At 66.2% G+C, this 17,005-nt stretch carries 16 protein-coding genes; 2 read left to right on the top strand and 14 right to left on the bottom strand.

The genetic code is table 11. The features are described from left to right. Positions 1 to 4 precede the first annotated feature (4 nt). Both ABLE92_RS20395 and ABLE92_RS20390 read left to right on the top strand, forming a co-directional pair. Positions 5 to 640 (top strand): LON peptidase substrate-binding domain-containing protein, encoded by a 636-nt coding sequence (locus tag ABLE92_RS20395; protein WP_348806620.1) that lies wholly within the window; start codon positions 5 to 7, stop codon positions 638 to 640. A gap of 123 nt (positions 641 to 763) precedes the next feature. Then, positions 764 to 2,251, top strand: coding sequence for an aldehyde dehydrogenase (locus ABLE92_RS20390; protein WP_348806619.1), 1,488 nt, complete (start codon positions 764 to 766; stop codon positions 2,249 to 2,251). A gap of 120 nt (positions 2,252 to 2,371) precedes the next feature. Here ABLE92_RS20390 and ABLE92_RS20385 read toward each other — a convergent pair whose 3' ends face one another. The 14 genes from ABLE92_RS20385 to ABLE92_RS20320 form a co-directional block, all read right to left on the bottom strand. Continuing rightward, positions 2,372 to 3,688, bottom strand: a complete 1,317-nt coding sequence (locus ABLE92_RS20385; protein WP_348806618.1) for an amidohydrolase family protein — start codon at positions 3,686 to 3,688, stop codon at positions 2,372 to 2,374. Continuing rightward, the gene (locus ABLE92_RS20380) at positions 3,685 to 4,686 is read right to left on the bottom strand and encodes an isopenicillin N synthase family dioxygenase (RefSeq protein ID WP_348806617.1); all 1,002 of its coding nucleotides are present in this window, start codon (positions 4,684 to 4,686) and stop codon (positions 3,685 to 3,687) included. The genes ABLE92_RS20385 and ABLE92_RS20380 overlap by 4 nt, the downstream gene beginning before the upstream one ends. Before the next feature lie 288 nt (positions 4,687 to 4,974). After that, positions 4,975 to 5,649, bottom strand: coding sequence for a hypothetical protein (locus ABLE92_RS20375; protein WP_348806616.1), 675 nt, complete (start codon positions 5,647 to 5,649; stop codon positions 4,975 to 4,977). Beyond that, entirely contained in the window at positions 5,649 to 6,596 is a 948-nt protein-coding gene (locus tag ABLE92_RS20370) for an Rv1363c family protein (RefSeq protein WP_348806615.1), read from the bottom strand. The genes ABLE92_RS20375 and ABLE92_RS20370 overlap by 1 nt, the downstream gene beginning before the upstream one ends. Further along, on the bottom strand, positions 6,557 to 8,050 hold the full coding sequence (locus ABLE92_RS20365; protein ID WP_348806614.1) for an MCE family protein: 1,494 nt from the start codon (positions 8,048 to 8,050) through the stop codon (positions 6,557 to 6,559). Before ABLE92_RS20365 ends, ABLE92_RS20370 begins: the two co-directional genes overlap by 40 nt. Beyond that, positions 8,050 to 9,318, bottom strand: a complete 1,269-nt coding sequence (locus ABLE92_RS20360) for an MlaD family protein (protein ID WP_348806613.1) — start codon at positions 9,316 to 9,318, stop codon at positions 8,050 to 8,052. Before ABLE92_RS20360 ends, ABLE92_RS20365 begins: the two co-directional genes overlap by 1 nt. Next, positions 9,318 to 10,589, bottom strand: coding sequence for an MCE family protein (locus ABLE92_RS20355; protein ID WP_348806612.1), 1,272 nt, complete (start codon positions 10,587 to 10,589; stop codon positions 9,318 to 9,320). Before ABLE92_RS20355 ends, ABLE92_RS20360 begins: the two co-directional genes overlap by 1 nt. A 1-nt stretch (position 10,590) precedes the next feature. Then, positions 10,591 to 11,829, bottom strand: coding sequence for an MCE family protein (locus ABLE92_RS20350; RefSeq protein WP_348806611.1), 1,239 nt, complete (start codon positions 11,827 to 11,829; stop codon positions 10,591 to 10,593). Beyond that, complete coding sequence (locus ABLE92_RS20345) at positions 11,826 to 12,887, bottom strand: MCE family protein (RefSeq protein ID WP_348806610.1); 1,062 nt, start codon at positions 12,885 to 12,887, stop codon at positions 11,826 to 11,828. Before ABLE92_RS20345 ends, ABLE92_RS20350 begins: the two co-directional genes overlap by 4 nt. Further along, entirely contained in the window at positions 12,880 to 14,061 is a 1,182-nt protein-coding gene (locus tag ABLE92_RS20340) for an MCE family protein (RefSeq protein WP_348806609.1), read from the bottom strand. Before ABLE92_RS20340 ends, ABLE92_RS20345 begins: the two co-directional genes overlap by 8 nt. 3 nt (positions 14,062 to 14,064) lie before the next feature. Beyond that, the gene (locus ABLE92_RS20335) at positions 14,065 to 14,916 is read right to left on the bottom strand and encodes an MlaE family ABC transporter permease (RefSeq protein ID WP_348806608.1); all 852 of its coding nucleotides are present in this window, start codon (positions 14,914 to 14,916) and stop codon (positions 14,065 to 14,067) included. Between the two features lie 4 nt (positions 14,917 to 14,920). After that, the gene (locus ABLE92_RS20330) at positions 14,921 to 15,685 is read right to left on the bottom strand and encodes an MlaE family ABC transporter permease (protein WP_348806607.1); all 765 of its coding nucleotides are present in this window, start codon (positions 15,683 to 15,685) and stop codon (positions 14,921 to 14,923) included. 81 nt (positions 15,686 to 15,766) lie between these two features. Continuing rightward, positions 15,767 to 16,657, bottom strand: coding sequence for a 3-oxoacyl-ACP reductase (locus ABLE92_RS20325; protein WP_348806606.1), 891 nt, complete (start codon positions 16,655 to 16,657; stop codon positions 15,767 to 15,769). A gap of 100 nt (positions 16,658 to 16,757) precedes the next feature. Then, positions 16,758 to 16,949 (bottom strand): ferredoxin, encoded by a 192-nt coding sequence (locus ABLE92_RS20320; protein WP_348806605.1) that lies wholly within the window; start codon positions 16,947 to 16,949, stop codon positions 16,758 to 16,760. Positions 16,950 to 17,005: the final 56 nt, after the last annotated feature.

Raw genomic sequence — 17,005 nt, 5'->3', positions numbered from 1 at the left:
CCCGATGTTTCCCCTCGGCAGCGCGCTGCTGCCGGGGGAACGTCTACCTCTGCGGGTCTTCGAACCCCGCTATCGGCAGATGCTCGACGACTGCCTGTCCGAGGAGGCACCGGCGACGTCGCCGACCCCGGATGGCGCGCACGGCTTCGGTGTCGTCCTCATCGAACGCGGCCACGAGGTGGGCGGCGGCGACGCGCGAACCGGCATCGGCACCTTCGCGACCATCGACACCGTCGTCCGCGATCCCGACGGCCAATCCCTGTTGTCCTGCACCGGGACCTGGCGGTTCCGCGTGAACCGATGGCTGCCCGACGACCCGTATCCCCGCGCCGACATCACGCCATTGCCGGAACCTCCCGCCGACGACGCCACCACCGCACGGCTGGTGACCCTCGGCTCACGCATTCGTTCCCTCATCGAGGAATCCTTTGCCCACCGCGACCTCCCGGTCGGTGACGACATCCCACGATTCGACGCCGCCGACCTCGCCGAGGTCGGCATCTTCGGCTGGGCCGGGCGCCTGCCCATCGGCGCCGCCGACCGCCAGGCCCTCCTCGAAGCCGACGACGGCCCCGCGCGTTGCCACGTGTTCGACGACGCCATCGCCACCCTCGAGGCCCGGATTCGCTTCGGCGGGTAAGCGACTTCGTCATCCCCGTCACCTCGAATTAGAACGTGTTCTAGTATCGGTTGTGGAGTAGTTCACACCCCGTCGCGCGCATCGGCGCGTGTACGCGGAGACAGGCAGGCGAGGAGCACCTTCATGACCGACACCGTCGAGGCCGCGCAGACCGGCATCGGGACCGACCAGAGCGCGCTGTACATCGGCGGGACGTGGGTCGCCCCCCATTCCACCGAGACACTGGAGGTGTTCTCCCCCGCCACCGGCGAACGTATCGGCTCGGTCCCACTGGCCGACGGGACCGACGTCGACACCGCGGTGCGTACCGCCCGCGAGGCCTTCGCCTCCGGTGTGTGGTCGGCGAAACCGGCCGCCGAACGCGCCGACGTCCTCGATCGCGTCGCCGATCTGATCGACGCCCGCATCGACGAGATCGGTGCGGTGGTGTCGGCGGAGATGGGCGCCCCGCCCAGTGCGGTGGACATGCTGCAGAAGCTGCCCGGCACCGGCGTGCTGCGCGCCTACGCGAACGCGGCCCGCGAATACGCCTGGGAGGAATACCGCACCGGCATGTTCGGCACCACCCGCATCACCCGTGAACCGGTGGGCGTGGTGGGCGCGATCACGGCATGGAATGTCCCATTGTTCTTGGTGTGCAACAAGTTCGGCGCCGCCCTCGCCGCCGGCTGCTCCGTGGTGCTCAAGCCGGCACCCGAAACACCGTTGACCGCCAACCTGATTGCCGAGATCTTCACCGAGGCGGGCGTGCCGGAGGGCGTGATCTCGGTGGTGCCCGGTGCCACGGCCACCGGCGAGGCGCTCGTCGCCCACCCCGAGGTGGACAAGATCACCTTCACCGGATCGACCGCCGCGGGCAAGGCGATCGGCGCGGCCTGCGCCCAGTCACTCAAGCGGTGTTCGCTGGAGTTGGGCGGCAAGTCGGCGGCCATCGTCCTCGACGACGTCGACGTCGCCGCCAACATCGGCATGCTGGTGTTCCTCGGACTGTTCAACACCGGGCAGGCCTGCGTCGCCCAGACCCGGGTGCTGGTGCCGCGCAGCCGCAAGGACGAGATCGTCGCCGCGATGGTCGAGGCCGCCAAGGCGATGAAGGTCGGCCTGCCGACCGACCCGGAGGTCCAGCTCGGCCCGGTGATCAGTGATCGGCAACTGCAACGAATCGAGGGTTACATCGCCGCCGGTAAGCAGGCCGGGGCCACCGCAGCACTGGAAGGCGGGCGGCCCGAGGGACTTTCCGGCGGCCACTTCCTCACCCCGACCATCTTCACCGACGTCACCAATGACATGGTGATCGCGCAGGAGGAGATCTTCGGTCCGGTGCTGTCGGTGATCACCTACGACGACGTCGACGAGGCGATCGCCATCGCCAACGACTCCGACTACGGGCTCGCCGGCTCCGTGTGGACCTCCGATGTGGAACGCGGGATCGAGATCTCCGGAAAGATCCGCACCGGCACCTTCGGCATCAACTTCTACGCCATCGACCCCGGTTCGCCGTTCGGTGGGTTCAAGAGCTCCGGCATCGGCCGCGAATGCGGCCCCGAGGGACTCGAGTCCTTCGTCGAACACAAATCGACGATGCTGCCGATGGGTTACGAACCGCAGTGACGTCGAGTGGGCACTGTTTCCCGTCGAGTGGGCGCCCTTTCGCGTCGAGTGGGCGCCCATCCCCGTCGAGTGGGCGCCCATTCCCGTCGAGTGGGCGCCCATCCCCGTCGAGTGGGCACATTACTTCTGTAGTGCCAGAACCTCTTTGGTGAATTCGTCCTCGTCGATGCGCGTGCTGCGGCCGTCGGCGACGGCGACCTGCCCGTCGACCATCACGGTGTCGACGATGCGGGGTGATCCGGTGGTCAGCACCGAGGCACCCGGGTCACGGACCGGCAGCGTCGCGTAGTCGCGGTCGAAGCGGATCAGCGTCAGATCCGCCGGATCGCCGACGCTCACGCCGCCGATGATCTCCGGTAGTCCGAGTGCCACATTGGCTCCGCCGCAGGCGATGTCGAGCATCTCACCGAAGCCGAGCAGGTCGGCACGTTTGTGCGTCGCACGTTGCAGATAAGCGGCGATCCGGAAGGTCTCCAGCATGTCCTGGGTGTCGTTGCTGGCCGCACCGTCGACCCCGAGTCCCACCGCGAGCCCGCGGTCGAGCATCTGCGGGACCGGGGCCACCCCGCTGCCGAGACGCATGTTGGACAACGGGTTGTGCGACACCGCAACTCCGCGTTCGGCGAGAATGCCCTGCCCCACGTCGTCGAGTTCCACACAGTGCACGGCCAGCACCCGGTCCCACAGAAATCCTGCGCCGTCAAGGTATTCGACGGCGCCGACGCCGGCGTGTTCGAGACACATCCGGTCGTCGGTGGGCGTCTCGAGCAGGTGGATCGACACCGACATGTCGCGTTCCTGCGCGAACTCCCGCAGGTGCGTCATGCCGTTCTCGGTGAGCGAGCGCGGATTCGGTACGGCCAGCGCCATCGTGATCGGCGATCCGTTCACCTGATCCCGGAGGTGATCGATGTGATCGCACACCTCGTCGAGGGGTTGCATCAGTCGTGGTTCGAATCCCCACTTGCGCGTGGCGTCGGGACGGTCGGCGACGCCACGTCCGAGCACCGCACGAATCCCGGTGTCGCGCAACGCCTGGATCACCGCACCGTGCACCTCGTCGTCGGGATGCGGCCACATGTGTTCGACGACGGTGGTGGTACCCGACCGCAGCGCCTCGAGGCAGGCGGCGACCGCGGCGGTGTACGCCCGCTGCGGGGTGATCGCCACCGACTCCTCACCGACGGCGAGCAGCCATTCGAGCAGCGGCGTGCATTCGGCGATGCCCCGCATCAACGACTGCTGCAGATGGGTGTGGGTGTTGACGAATCCGGGGATCAGGTACCCGCCGAACCGGATGTCCGCATCCGAAGGTGTTGCACCGGAACCGGTGTCGTCGATCGACTCCACCACACCGCCGGTCACCCGGACGTCCCGATGGGGCAGCCAGATGCCGCCGCTGTACACGGTGACGTCGGCGAAGACGGTGTCGCTCATGGCTTCTTCTTGTCGAAGTTGGCCGACAGACGTGCGGCGATGTAATCGGCGGCGGTGATCGGCTCGTATTTGCCTGCCGCACTCTCGATCAGCACGTCGGTGTTGGCCTGTGCGAAGTAGGCGATGGTGTAGCGCGGACCCTGGTACTCGCCACGGCGCGGTGCGCGCACCCGGTGGAAGTTGGACGGCAGCCGGTCATCGGACCAGCGCATCAGCATGTCACCGATGTTGCAGGTGATCGCCTCGTCGGACGGCTCGACCGGCGTCCACGCCTGATCGGCGGCCTCGGCACCCGGCAGCACCTGCAGGCCACCCTGACCGGCGCGCTGGAACAGCAGCGTCAAGGCGTCGAAGTCGGTGTGTGCACCGGCGCGCCACACATTGTCCTGATCGAGCATCTCGTCGGGGAAGGCGTAATAGTGCAGCAGACGCAACGTCGACTGGTAGGTCGACGACGCGGGATCGTGTGCGCGGGTGAAGAAGTCACGGTCGAAGCCGAGCTTCTCGGCGAAGCAACCGAGGATGTTCATCGCCAGTTCCCAGCAGCGGTGCTCGAAGTCGAGGAGGATCGCCCGGAAGCCGGCGAGTTCGTCCTCCGACGGCCACAGCCCATCCATCCGGGGCAGCGTGACCTGATAGGACTCCTTCTGGTCCGGTGTCCCCACCGACGGGCGGACCTGGCTCATGAACTCCCAGCCGACGTTGGTGCCCTTCTTCAGCGGGAACTGTTCCTTGACCTCGCCCGGCAGCGCGAAGAACTTCTCGGACATGTCGAAGGCGTGTTGCACCTGCGCCAGGTCGATACCGTGATCGACCACCTGGAAGAAGCCGATATCGGTTGCCGCCGACCACAGTTCGTCGGCGATCCGGTCACGGCGGCTCTCGAAGTCGGCGAGGCTGATGCGCCGCACCTCACGGTCGGTGGTCTCGGTACCCAGACCGCCCATCGCCGCCTCGCGATTGAGTTCGGTCATGTCGTATGCGGACGTGTTCGTCATGGTGGTGATCTCTCTTGTGCGAAGAGAGCGACATGCGCTTTTCGACGCTGCGACCTGAGAGAAAGGCCACGGCGGACGCGAACATCCGGACTCGTGCCGGCTGCTACATACGCTCTCGTGGGGAACAGACTAGCCTGCGCCCGTCCGGCTCGCCACCCGAAGCCGTGACCGCCCAACCTCACCACGCCGACGCGGGCGCTTCTCGTCGGCGCGGCACCGCTGTGCTCGCGCGGTCATTGCACAGCGCGCGTGAGTATGGAACCACCGCGCCGACCAGCGACAACCGCGTCAGGGCGTCGGCACCGTCGACGCCTCCGGAACAGCGGATTCGGGGGCCGCCGGGACCGACGCCGGGGCACCCGACGGCTCGCCCGACTCACTCGGCGCGGGGAGCGGCACCGCACCCGACGGCGGCGTCGACACCTGCGAGATCCGGCTGCGGAAGGAGTCGTCGGTGATGATGTCGATGTTGTCGATCAGCCAGCGGCCGTCGGTGCGGACCATGCTGAAGGTGAGACGGCTCGGATCGACGCGGATGAGGTCCTTGCCGCCACGACTGACCGACTGATTCATGAAGATCAGCACCGTCGAGGTGTCGCGGGTGTTGGTGACGACGCCGGCGTCCTGGATCACCGCCTGTGACACCACCTGCTGCTGCTTCACCCCGTCGACGAAGTTGATGTCCTGTCCGGGAATGGGATTGGCGATCAGCTTGTCGTACTGGGACTTCGCCGACCCGGTGACCACCGACTGGGACCGCGCCACGTGGTCGGCGACATTCCCCGGATCGTAGCCGAACATCGTTGTGGCGTACGACTTTGCGGCATCCAGCGACTCGTCGCGTGACCCCTCGGTCCAGCGCGCGTCGAGGTAGCGGTAGCCCAGCGCGACCGCCAATGCCGCGGATGCGACGACGAGCAGCGCGACGACGCCGGCGACGACCTGCGAAACCCGAAGGCGCATCAGGTCACCCACTCGAAGCTGGTCATCTTCAGCTCACCGTTGATGCGGGTGATGTCGATCTTCCACCGGAAGGTCTGGACGATGGTCTCCTCCTGCGGATTCTCCGGCTTCATCTGCCAGCCGTACACCAGGATGACGGTGCCCTCGTCGTCGGTGGCCTTGGTGACGGCGTCGCTGATCACCGTCGACTTCACGTCCAGGTTCTGGTCCCGGATGAGCGAGACCGCCTGCGCCATCGATTCCTTGAGCCGCTGCTGCGCCGCCCCGCTGGTCCGGTCGGTCATCGTCTTCATCGCCGCGTCCACGTTGCCGGGATTGAGGCTGGTCATGGTGACGGTCATCTGCTGGGCGAAACTCGAGTACTCCGCCCGCAGGTCGCGCTGATGCTGGATACGTCCGTAGGCGATCGTGAAGACGGCGGAGGCGACCAGAGCGCCGACGATGACCAGCACCGACAACGACATCGCGACCAGGTAGACCACCGAGCGGTCCGAACGCCGACGCAGGGCCGACACCTTGGCGACGGGTGCGGGTTCGGTGGGCTGGGCGGCGGTGCGTCGACGACGACGCTCCCGGTAGCTCAGCCCGGCCGACAGGTCATCGGGATCGGTGGTGGTGTCCGCCGATGATGCGCGCTTGGTCAGATCGACGGTGGCCGTCTCGGGTGCGGTGGCCTCGACGTCGGTGGAATCGCCCCCGGTGGGCTCGTCTGCAGCGACATCCGCGTCGGACTCGGCGGCCGGCGTCGCGGCGGCGGAGGCGGCCTTCTTGCCGGACTTGCGGCGTCGCAGCGGTGCAGATCTGACCGGTGCAGACTTGACCGGCGCAGACCGGACGGGCACCGGCGCGACCTGTGCGGCCTCGTCCGGTGCCGCACCCTCGGGTGCGGTGTCCTTCGTCGTCGACGTCACCGGTCGGTCACCGCCCCGGTGATCAGACTCTGCCATGACGTGCCCTGTCCCTGCTCGCTGCCCTGTGTCCCGCTGTCCTGCGTCCCGTTGTCCTGCGTCCCGCCGCTGCCCTGTGTACCGGTGGCCTGCGCCCCGGTTCCGGCGTTGTAGGTACGTCCGTCGGGGCCGATGAAATCTCCTGACTCCGGATCGTACGTGGTGCCGTACACGGCGGTTCCGTCCTGCTGGTCGGATGGCGTCCCGGGTGTCACGTACCCGGCGGGACGGGGCAACAGTCCGGGAATGCCGTTCGGGAACGGCACCACCCGGTTGCTCAGCGGCTTGTATCCGGTCACGCATTCCTCCGGAGTGGGGGCCCGCCGTCCGGGGAACTCCACGCACGGGAAGTTGCGCGCACCGCGGACGGCGATCTGCGAGTTCTGCGGCACCCGGCACAGCATGCCGGGCGGCAGGTCACGAGCGGTCTGGACCGCCGGTGAACGCCATTCCGACGGCGGCAGATAGCCGATCGTGCACGGCGGCGGGTCCTGGAAGCCGAGCGAGAACTCGACGCTCGGACCGTACCGTGGATCGCCCGCGTTCAGTGCGGTGAGCAGGGCATTGATCAGCCGCGGATAGATCACCAGGACCTGTTGCAGATTGGGCAGATACACCGCGGTCGTCTTCGACACCACGTTGAGATTGGCCAGCAGCAGCGGCAACGACTGATCCATCGACGCGAAGAACTCCTGCGCCGACGCCGCGGTTGCCGGGCCCTTCTGCAGCAGGTCGGTGATCTCCGGATTGTTCGCGCGCAGTTGATCGGTCACCTTCACCGCGTTGGCGGTCCACGCCCGGATCTGCGCGGCGGTCGCCGACTGGGTGGCCATCAGCGGTCCGGCCTGACGCACCAGGTCGATGGTGACGTCGGCGTTCTTGTCGGCGTCGTCGACGAGCAGGATCATCGAATCCATCAGTCGCCGTAGATCTTCTGCGGTCCCGTTGAATGCGGTGAACGCCTCGTCGATCAGTGAGCGCAGGTTGGTGTCACCGACCTTGTTGAGCAACGCGGTGGCCTGATCGAGGACGGCCGAGATCTCCACCGGTTGGTCCTTGGCCGACACCGTCGCACCGTCGGTGAGGAAGTCGGTACTCGAATCCCCGCTCGGCGGAGTGAATTCCACATACTGCTCGCCGACCGCGGACACGCTGCGCACGGTGACTTCCGAGTTCGTCGGGATGTCGGCCGAACTGTCGATGGACAGTTGTGCGGTGACGCCGTCCTCGGTGAGGCTGACCGATTCGACCTTGCCGACGTTGACGCCGCGGAAGCTCACGTTGGCGTTCTGGTAGAGCCCGCCGGTGTTGAGCATGTTCAGGGTGACCGTGTATCGCCCGACGCCGAACATCGCGGGTACCCGGACGTAATAGATCGCCATCGCGACCATCGCGATCACGGTGATGATGGCGAAGACGATCAGCTGGATGCGCACGAAGCGGGTGATCTTCATCAGCGACCACCTGCCGGGGTGGATGGCGCGGGCGCCGGAGTGCTTGTCGGCGAGGGTGTCTCATCACCGGATTGCAGGGGCGAGGTGAACGGGTTGAGGCCGCGGCCGGCGGCACCGGCCGGTTGCCCGGCGACCGCCGACGGCCCGACGACTCCCACCGAACGCAGGATGCTGCGCTGCAGCTTGGGGACCGTGAGGTCGAGCACGAGGTCGGAGTTGACGTAGTCACCCTTGACGATGGTCGGGATCATCTCCTCGAGGAACGGGAAGGTCAGCAGCAGGCGCAGCGAACCGGGTAGCCCCGGTCCAGCGTCGGCGAGACCCTGGAACGCCTTGGCCATGTTGGCGACGATCGTCTTGATGTCCTCGGAGTTGGCGTCGAGGACGTCGTTGGTGGTCGACGAGAGCTTGCCGACCGACGCCAACGCCGAGATGAACTGCGCTCGTTCATCGTTGAGCAGTTTCAGAATTTCCGGTCCGTCACGCAACGCCTTCTCCACGGTCGGCGTCTGCTCATTGATCGTGGCGGTGAGGCGGTCGAGGCCCTCGGTGGCCCGGATGATGTTGCCGGTCTGCCGATTCAGGTCGCCGACGAGCACCGTCAGCCGCGGGATCAGCGCCCGGATCTGGGCGTCGCGGCCGTCGAAGATCTGACTCATCTCGTGCACGATGTCGCCGAATTGCGAGAGACCACCACCGTTGAGCACCACCGACAGCGCGCTGAGCACCTGTTCGGTGGTCGGGTAGTTGCAGCCCGGGATCTGTTGTGCGGAGTTCACATCGGCGACGGCGTCGTCGGTCGGCTGCGCGATGTTGGTCGGCGTCGGACATTTCGGCAGCGGGATCTGGTCGCCGGCCTGCAGGTAGCCGTTCTGGGCCTGTTCGGGTTCGACGATCTCGAGGTGGGTGGAGCCGAGCACGCTGGTCATCCCGACCATCACGTACGAGCCGTTTGGCACCTTGACACCGGGGTTGAGCCGGATGTCGACCTTCGCACTCCAGTTGGGCTCCACCGAGATGTCACCGATACTGCCGACCGTGGCGTCGTTGACGAGGACCGGCGCGTTGTTCACCAGTCCGGCGGCGCTGGGGATCACCGCGCTGATCTGATACGAGTGTTCTCCGGCGCCCTCCGCGCCGGGCACCGGCAGGCTGTTGACGCCGTCGAAGCCGCAGGCCGAGGCCAGCGCGGCGGAGGTGGCGACGAGTACCGCGGCCCGCAGACCACGCCCGCGACGCGAAGAAATCCGCGACGTCCTGCGACCCATCACCCCTCACCTCCCCACGGGACCAGCAGATCGGCAAGCGGCCCACCGCCGTTGGCCTTCCGCGTGGCCGCATCCTGGTCTCGGATCCCTTGTTGCGCACGCGCCTGTACGCTCGTGTTCTGATAGGTGATCTGGTCCGGGGTGGCGTTGATGCCGTTGACCGGGTTGGCCATGAACGGCGGATAGGCCACCACGATCGACTGCAGGATCGGGGCGAGGGTGTCGACGCATTTGTCGATGTCGACCTGACTCTGTCCGGGCCGGTTGTTGGCCTCCATGGTGCCGCACAGCAGGGTGATCAGGTTGTTGCCCATACCGAGTCCGAAGACGCCCGACAACGATCCGGTCAGCGGGTTGTAGATGTTGTAGAAGTTGGCGAGCTGATTGGGCGACGAATGCAGCAGCCCCCGCATCTGCTCGTCCTTCTCGGCCAGAATCCCGGCCGTCTGAGCCAGTTTCGACACGGCGCCGTTGATGGCGGACTGGTTGGTGTCGATGAACTTCTGCACGTCGGTCATCGCCGAATCGAGGTTGTGCAGTGCGCCGTCGAGGGATTCGGTGTTGTCGGCGAGGACGTCGGTCACCGAGGCGATGCGACCGTTGAACTGCACCAACTGTTCGTGGCTGGTGGACAACGCATCGGTCAGCTTCTGCAGATTCCGGATGGTGGCGAACAAGTCGTCGCGGCCGGAAGCCAAGGTGCCCATCACATCCGACAGTTCGGTGATGGAGGTGTTGATGGATTCCCCGTTGCCCTCGAGGTTCTGGCCGGCAACGTCGATGGCGCGGGCGGCGGTACCCGGGTCGGCACCCTGCGGCCCGACGGCCTCGGTGAGGCGCTGCAGTTGCGCCTTGACCTGATCCCATTCCATCGGGACGGCGGTGTGATCCATGGTGATGTCGGCGCCGTCGGACAGTTGCGGACCACCGGAGTACACCGGTGAGAGTTGGACGAAGCGACCGGACACCAGGCTCTGGGCGACCACCACCGCCTTGACGTCGGCGGGCACGTCGACGTCCCGGTCGATCTCCATGTCCACCTTCACATCCCCGGTGCGCGGCGTGATGGCGGTGACGCGTCCGACGTTGACGCCGATCACCTTCACCGGATCGCCCTCGTACAGTCCGGTGGTGGTGGCGAAGTAGGCGGTGAACCGTTTGGTGGTGGCGCGGTGAAAGCCGATGTAGGCGGCCGTCGCGAGCAGTGCGAGCAGCACCACGAGCGCGGCGACCTGCCAGAACCGCTTCCCCATCCCGAATCGTCTGGTCATCTCAACCACCTGACCTTGGCGTTGTATTCGGGGTCGCCGGCGGGGGCGTGGGAATCGTCGGGCTCGGCGCCGGCGCCGGGGCGGGGCGAGAGCCGGCACCCGGCGCCTGACTCCACGCGTTGGGCAGCAACGGGAATCCCGAATAGGCAAACGCCTGAGCGACTTCCGGATACTTCTGCTGGAGCACCTTCATGAAGGTCGCCGTGTAGTCGCCGAAGGTGCTGACGCCGACGAGAGAATCGAAGTTGGGGCCGTTGGCGACCGATTCGCCGAGCGCGTTGGCGAAGGGCCCCAGGCGATCCACCGTGTTCTTCAGGTTCTCCTCGTTGTCGTTGAGGATATCGAGGACCGAGTTGAACTTGTCGAGCGCCGGGGCGAGTTCGGCATTGTTGTCGTTGATGAACCCACTGATCTGAGCGGCCACATCGCGTGTCCCGGTGATGAGCTGGGCGATGGCCGCACGCCGGAACTGCAGTTCGCCGAGCAGCAGGTTGGCGTCGACGAGCAGCTGGTTGATCTGCTGGTTGCGGGCGCCGAGGATCTCGCTGACCCCGTTGGCCTTGGCCAACAGGGCGCGCAGGGCGTTGTCGCGGTCGGCGACGGCCTTGGACAGTTTCGCGACGCCGTCGACGGCGCCCTGCACCTGATCGGGGGTGGCCGAGAAGGTCACCGACAGGGTGTCGAGGGCCTTGTTGAGCTTGGTGGTGTCGGTCTCGGCAAGCGTGGACGTCGCGTCGTCGAGCGCGTCGGTCAGCGAGTATGGGGCGACCGTGTTGCGGTAGGCGATCTCGCCGCCCGGTGCGATCCGTCCCGGCCCGTGCGGGATCACGGTCAGGTTGCGACGCCCGAGGACGGTCTCGGTCTTGATCGCCGCCTGCGTGTCGGTGCCCATCGACACGGTGTCGTTCATCCGGAAGCTCACCGCCGCCTTGGTGCCGTCGTCGGTATCGGCCAGTTCGATGCCCTCCACGGTGCCGACGGTCACGCCGGCGACGATCACCACGTCACCGGTCACCAGACCGCCGGCGTCGTCGAAGTAGGCGGTGTAGGTGCTGATCGGGGAGATGAGCGGCAGCTTGTCCATCTGCAGCGCGACGACGACCACCATCGCGGTGACCACGACGCCGATGACGCCGATCTGCCGGCGGGTGCGCCCACCACGCTTGTTCTCGCGTGCCACATCCGCCGAGTCCGACTCGGAGCGGTTGCTGCGGAAGAGGTTTCCGAATGATCCACTCATGATTGCGTCGCACACCTCCCCCCGGCCTTGGTGGTGTCGCCCATGACGTCGTTGGAGGTGAAGAAGTACTGCTTGCCGTCGGGTCCGCTGAGCAACAACCGGATCCGGCAGAAATAGATCTGCAGCCAGGCACCGTAGCTGCCGAGGTCGGCAAGCATCTTGTAGTCGGTGGGCAACCGGGGCAGCAGCGACCGCAGGTACGGCTCGGCCTGCAACAGCGTGCCCGACGCGGTGCCGATGCTGGTCAGCGTCTGATGTAGTCCGGGGCGGGTCGCCGCCAAGACGTCGGTCAGCGAATCGGTGACCTGCGCGGTCTGGGTGATCGCGTTGCCGATGGTGCCACGTTGCGCCGACAGCCCGGTGATCAGCATCTGCAGCTGATCGAGGCTGGTGTCGAGTCCGCGCCGATCCCCGTCGAGGGTGCCGAGCACGTCGTTGAGGTTGTCGATGACGCTGCCGATCAGTTCGTCGCGGTCACCGAGCTGATTGGTGAACGACGCGGTGTCGGCGAGGAGTTTGTTCAGCGCCGGGCCCTGCCCCTGGAAGACCGCGACGAGCGAGGTCGACAGGTCGTTGACCTCGTTGGCGTCCAGCGTCCGGAACAGTGGTTTGAACCCGCCGAGCAGTTTGTCCAGATCGAGGGCGGGCTCGGTCTGCGAGACGGGAATGGTGACGCCGGAAGACAATCGGTCGTCGGGATCGCCGGGTCCCTGCTGCAGTTCCAGGTACCGATCCCCGGTGAGGTTCTGATATCGGATCAGTGCCCGCACCGACGTCGGGACGGTGTACTTGTCGTCGACGCTGAAGCTCACCTGCGCCTCGTTGTCGGGGGTCAGTGACACGTCATCGACGGTGCCCACCTCCACGCCGGCGATCTTGACCTTGCTGCCGGGTTTGATCTGCGAGGCGCTGGTGAACAGGGCCTTGTAGTCATCCGAGCTGCCGGGTCGGTAGTTGCTGAAGACGACGACCAGCCCGATGAAGACCAGGACCATCACGATGGCGAACGCACCGAGTTTGATGAGGGTCGCGCGGAAGGCGCGGGCGCGGTTATCCAAGTGCCGGCTCCCCGAACAGCAGGTTGAACAGCTTCTGCCGGTTGACCTTTGGTGTCGTCCGCGGCTGATACGGGACCGGCGCGTTGTCGGTGACGTAGAAGTCGGTGTGCACGGTGGTGTTGGGATCGCTCAATCCGCCTGCGCACGTGGGTGGTGCGGCCGCTCCGACCTCCGGCAGGCTTTCGGGGTAGGTGTAGGGCTCCTTGCCGGGCAGCAGACCCGCGTACAGCTGAAGCATGCCGTTGTTGCCGCCCATCAACGGTTTGGCCATGTCCGCGGCGGTCGCAGCGGTCCGCAGGAAGCAGGAGATGCCCGGTGACTGATACCCCAGCAGTTGGGATACCGGGGAGAACTGCGTCAGCGTCGCCATCAGGTCGTTCTTCGACGGCACCAGCACGTCGTCGTTGATGGTGTCGGCCATCCCGGTGACGTTGATCAACAGCGAATCGAAGTTGGAAGCGTTGGCGCGCAACGTGTTTCCGGTGTACACCGCGTTGTCGACGGTGCGCATCAGATCACCCATCACGTCGCCGTAGACGTTCGTGACGGTCGCGGTCTGCCGGATCAGCTCATTCAGCTCAGGCAGATGCGGATTGGTCTTGCCCAGCAGATCCGACAACTGCGCCAGCGCGTTGCCGATCGCCTCACCGCGCCCGGTGAGCGCGGTGTTGACCGCACCGACGGTGGCATTGAGCTTCTCCGGTTGCAGATCGGCGAGCACCGTGACGAGTTGCTCGTAGACGGTGTTGAGTTCGACGACGACGTGATCGGCGTCGAGAACCTGGCCGGGTTGCAGCCGGCCTTCCGCCCCCGACTGCGGCACCTCGAAGTAGACCGACTTGGCGCCGAACACCGTGTTCGACTTGATGGCCGCGGTCACGTTGCCGGGGATCTGCGACATCTGATCGGAGTTGATATCGAGGACGAGCACCGCCTGATCGCCCTGTTCGGTAATCGATTTCACGCTGCCGACCTGCACTCCACGTAGGCGCACCTTGGCATCGGGGCTCATCACCAGCCCGGCGCGTGGTGCCTGCAGGGTGACGGTTTCGGTGGAGGCGAACCAGCCCAGGAAGGATCCCGATGCCGCTGCGATGATCGCGATGAGGGCGCCGACCATGATGACCGCCGCGATCTTGCGCGTGGTGTTGCTGCGTTGTTGTCGTTTCGCCATCGCTCAGCCCGCCAGATTGAACTTGCCGTCGGAGCCGTAGATGGCCAGCGAGGTGAGCAGGGTGATGATGACGACGACGACCAGCGACGCACGGACCGCGTTGCCGACCGCGACGCCCACGCCGACCGGACCACCGGTGGCGTTGTAGCCGTAATAGGTGTGGATGAGCATGACCGCGATGGCCATGCAGATGGCCTGCACGAACGACCAGAGGATGTCCGAGGGGATCAGGAAGGTGTCGAAGTAGTGGTCGTAGACGCCCGGGGACTGCCCGTAGAGGACGACGGTGGCGAACCGGCTGGCCAGAAATGACGCCAGGGAGGCCAGCGAGTACAGCGGGATGATCGCGATCATCCCGGCGACGATGCGGGTGCTCACCAGGAACGGGATCGAGGCGATGGCCATCGTCTCCAGCGCGTCGATCTCCTCGCTGACCCGCATCGCACCCAATTGTGCTGTCGCCCCGGCACCGATCGTCGCGGCGAGTGCGATACCGGAGATCACCGGGACCGCGATGCGGACGTTGATGAAGGCGGAGAAGAAGCCGGTGAGCGCTTCGACACCGATGTTGGCCAGCGAACTGTAGCCCTGCACCGCGATGGTTCCGCCGGTGAACAGGGTGAGGAACCCGACGACCACGACGGTGCCGCCGATCATCGCCAAAGCGCCTGTGCCCATGGAGATCTCGGCGATCAGCCGCAGGGTTTCCTTCTTGTAGAGGCGGACCGCGCGCGGTATGGAGACGATGCTGTCCCAGTAGAACAGCGCCTGATCGCCGATCTGGTTCCAGTCCTCACCGGCGCGTTTGACCGCGACGCGCGCGGTGCGCAGCCGGGTGGTGAACGGAAGGACCATCGATTCAGCCCGCCGTCGCCTTGAGACCGACCGCGGTGACCACCACGTTCACCACGAACAGCGCCATGAAGGAGTAGACGACGGTCTCGTTGACGGCGTCGCCGACACCCTTGGCGCCGCCCTTGACGTTGAGGCCCTGATAGCAGCCGACCATACCGGCGAACAGTCCGAACAGGGCGGCCTTGACCATCGAGATCATCAACTCGCCGAACCCGGTGAGCAGGGTCAGATTCGCGATGAACGCACCCGGGTTGACGTCCTGCAGATAGACCGAGAAGACGAATCCGCCGCCGATGCCGATGGTGCAGACCAGGCTGTTGAGCAGCAGTGCCACCCCGGTGGACGCGATGATCCGGGGGACGACGAGTCGGTGCGTCGGATTGATGCCGAGCACCTTCATCGCGTCGATCTCCTCGCGGATCGTGCGGGCCCCCAGGTCGGCACAGATGGCGGTGGCGCCGGCGCCGGCGACGATCAGCACGGTGACGATCGGACCGATCTGGGTGATGGTGCCGAGTGCGGCTCCGGCACCCGAGAGGTCCTGCGCACCGATCTCACGCAGCAGGATGTTGAGGGTGAAGCTGACGAGCACGGTGAAGGGGATGGCGACGAGAACAGTGGGCACCATCGACACGCGTGCGATGGCCCAGGATTGCTCGACCGTTTCACGCCACTGGAACGGGCGGCGGAACAACTCGCGCGTCGAGTCGACGCCGAGTGCGACGAAGTCACCCACTCCGTCGAGGGGTCCGGCCAGCTTGTTCAGCACAGCACTCCTCACGACTCGTACAGCACACAAAAGCTACCATTGAAGACCGCGCCAGTGGGACGATCGACCCACTGGATTCTCTCACCCCATCAGTCCGCTCGCCGAGAAGGTTCGGCGCGGGTCGCGGTCGGCGAAGTAGGACCCCAGGGTCTTCGCGAGATCGTGGGCGTCCCAGGCATCCCCGTCTGCGACGAACACATGGTCCACGCTCGGTGCGGCCATCACCATGACCCGAGGACCGTACACGACGAAGACCTGGCCGGTGACCGAATCGGAATCCGCTCCGGCAAGGAATTGCACAAGCCGGACGACGTGCTCGGGGTCGAGTGGATCGATACCGTCGGTGGGCGCCTCCCCGAACACCGCCGCCGTCATCGCGGTCCGGGCGCGCGGACAGATCGCGTTGGCGCGGACGCCGTAGCGTCCGAGCGCGCGCGACGCAGACAGCGTCAGCGCGGTGATGCCGGCCTTCGCGGCACCGTAGTTGGCCTGGCCCTCGGGGCCGAGGAGCCCGGCCTCCGACGCGGTGTTGATGAGGCGGCCGTACACGGGCGCGCCGGCGGCCTTGGATTCGGCGCGCCAGTAGGCGGCCGCGTTGCGGTTGAGCAGGAAATGCCCGCGCAGGTGCACGCGGATGACGAGATCCCAGTCGTCGTCGCTCATGTTGAACAGCATCTTGTCGCGGACGACTCCGGCGTTGCTCATCACCACGTGCAGGCCGCCGTGCTCTTCGGTGGCGGTGCGCATGATCTCGGCGGCGGTCGCCGAGTCGGAGATGTCGCCGGCCACCGGGATCGCGGTGCCGCCCGATGCGGTGATCGTGTCGATGACGTCGCTGGCGTCGAGTGCCGAGGCGAGGTCGTTCACGACGACGGTCGCTCCCTGTGCCGCCAGTCCCAGGGCCTCGGCCCGGCCCAATCCGGCTCCTGCGCCGGTAACGACGGCAACCTTGCCCTCCAACGATCCAGTCACGCGAGACCTCCCCTTGACACACACCGGCGAACAGAAACTAGAACCTGTTCTAACAGGTTAGTCGGTGCGGCCGTACCTCCGGGGCGGTTTCGTCAGAAACTCACTCCTCGATTGAGAGCGCGGATTTGGGGCAGCTCGCCACCACCTGACGGAGCTCCTCTTCCCTGCCCTCGGGGACCTCGTCGGAGAGAATGACCAGGTAATCGTCATCATCGAGGTCGAATATGTCGGGTGCCATCCCCACGCAGATGGCGTTGGACTCGCAGAGGTCGAAATCGGCCTTGATCTTCATCGCCTGACACTCCTTTTGCATGCGCCCGCTGGTTGACGGGCTTCGTCAAACAGGTT

The sequence above is a fragment of the Gordonia oleivorans genome (genome assembly GCF_040044975.1).
Lineage (GTDB): Bacteria > Actinomycetota > Actinomycetes > Mycobacteriales > Mycobacteriaceae > Gordonia > Gordonia oleivorans.
Note: the sequence above shows the minus strand (reverse complement) of the source record. Positions and strands in the feature narration are given on the sequence as shown.

What these genes read in the sequence shown, in the direction of transcription:
- ABLE92_RS20380 (WP_348806617.1), bottom strand. Translation starts at nt 4,686, where the DNA reads ATGACGAACACGTCCGCATACGACATGACCGAACTCAATCGCGAGGCG.
- ABLE92_RS20390 (WP_348806619.1), top strand. Translation starts at nt 764, where the DNA reads ATGACCGACACCGTCGAGGCCGCGCAGACCGGCATCGGGACCGACCAG.
- ABLE92_RS20320 (WP_348806605.1), bottom strand. Translation starts at nt 16,949, where the DNA reads ATGAAGATCAAGGCCGATTTCGACCTCTGCGAGTCCAACGCCATCTGC.
- ABLE92_RS20395 (WP_348806620.1), top strand. Translation starts at nt 5, where the DNA reads ATGTTTCCCCTCGGCAGCGCGCTGCTGCCGGGGGAACGTCTACCTCTG.
- ABLE92_RS20360 (WP_348806613.1), bottom strand. Translation starts at nt 9,318, where the DNA reads ATGGGTCGCAGGACGTCGCGGATTTCTTCGCGTCGCGGGCGTGGTCTG.
- ABLE92_RS20335 (WP_348806608.1), bottom strand. Translation starts at nt 14,916, where the DNA reads ATGGTCCTTCCGTTCACCACCCGGCTGCGCACCGCGCGCGTCGCGGTC.
- ABLE92_RS20385 (WP_348806618.1), bottom strand. Translation starts at nt 3,688, where the DNA reads ATGAGCGACACCGTCTTCGCCGACGTCACCGTGTACAGCGGCGGCATC.
- ABLE92_RS20350 (WP_348806611.1), bottom strand. Translation starts at nt 11,829, where the DNA reads ATGAGTGGATCATTCGGAAACCTCTTCCGCAGCAACCGCTCCGAGTCG.
- ABLE92_RS20375 (WP_348806616.1), bottom strand. Translation starts at nt 5,649, where the DNA reads ATGCGCCTTCGGGTTTCGCAGGTCGTCGCCGGCGTCGTCGCGCTGCTC.
- ABLE92_RS20370 (WP_348806615.1), bottom strand. Translation starts at nt 6,596, where the DNA reads ATGGCAGAGTCTGATCACCGGGGCGGTGACCGACCGGTGACGTCGACG.
- ABLE92_RS20355 (WP_348806612.1), bottom strand. Translation starts at nt 10,589, where the DNA reads ATGACCAGACGATTCGGGATGGGGAAGCGGTTCTGGCAGGTCGCCGCG.
- ABLE92_RS20340 (WP_348806609.1), bottom strand. Translation starts at nt 14,061, where the DNA reads ATGGCGAAACGACAACAACGCAGCAACACCACGCGCAAGATCGCGGCG.
- ABLE92_RS20365 (WP_348806614.1), bottom strand. Translation starts at nt 8,050, where the DNA reads ATGAAGATCACCCGCTTCGTGCGCATCCAGCTGATCGTCTTCGCCATC.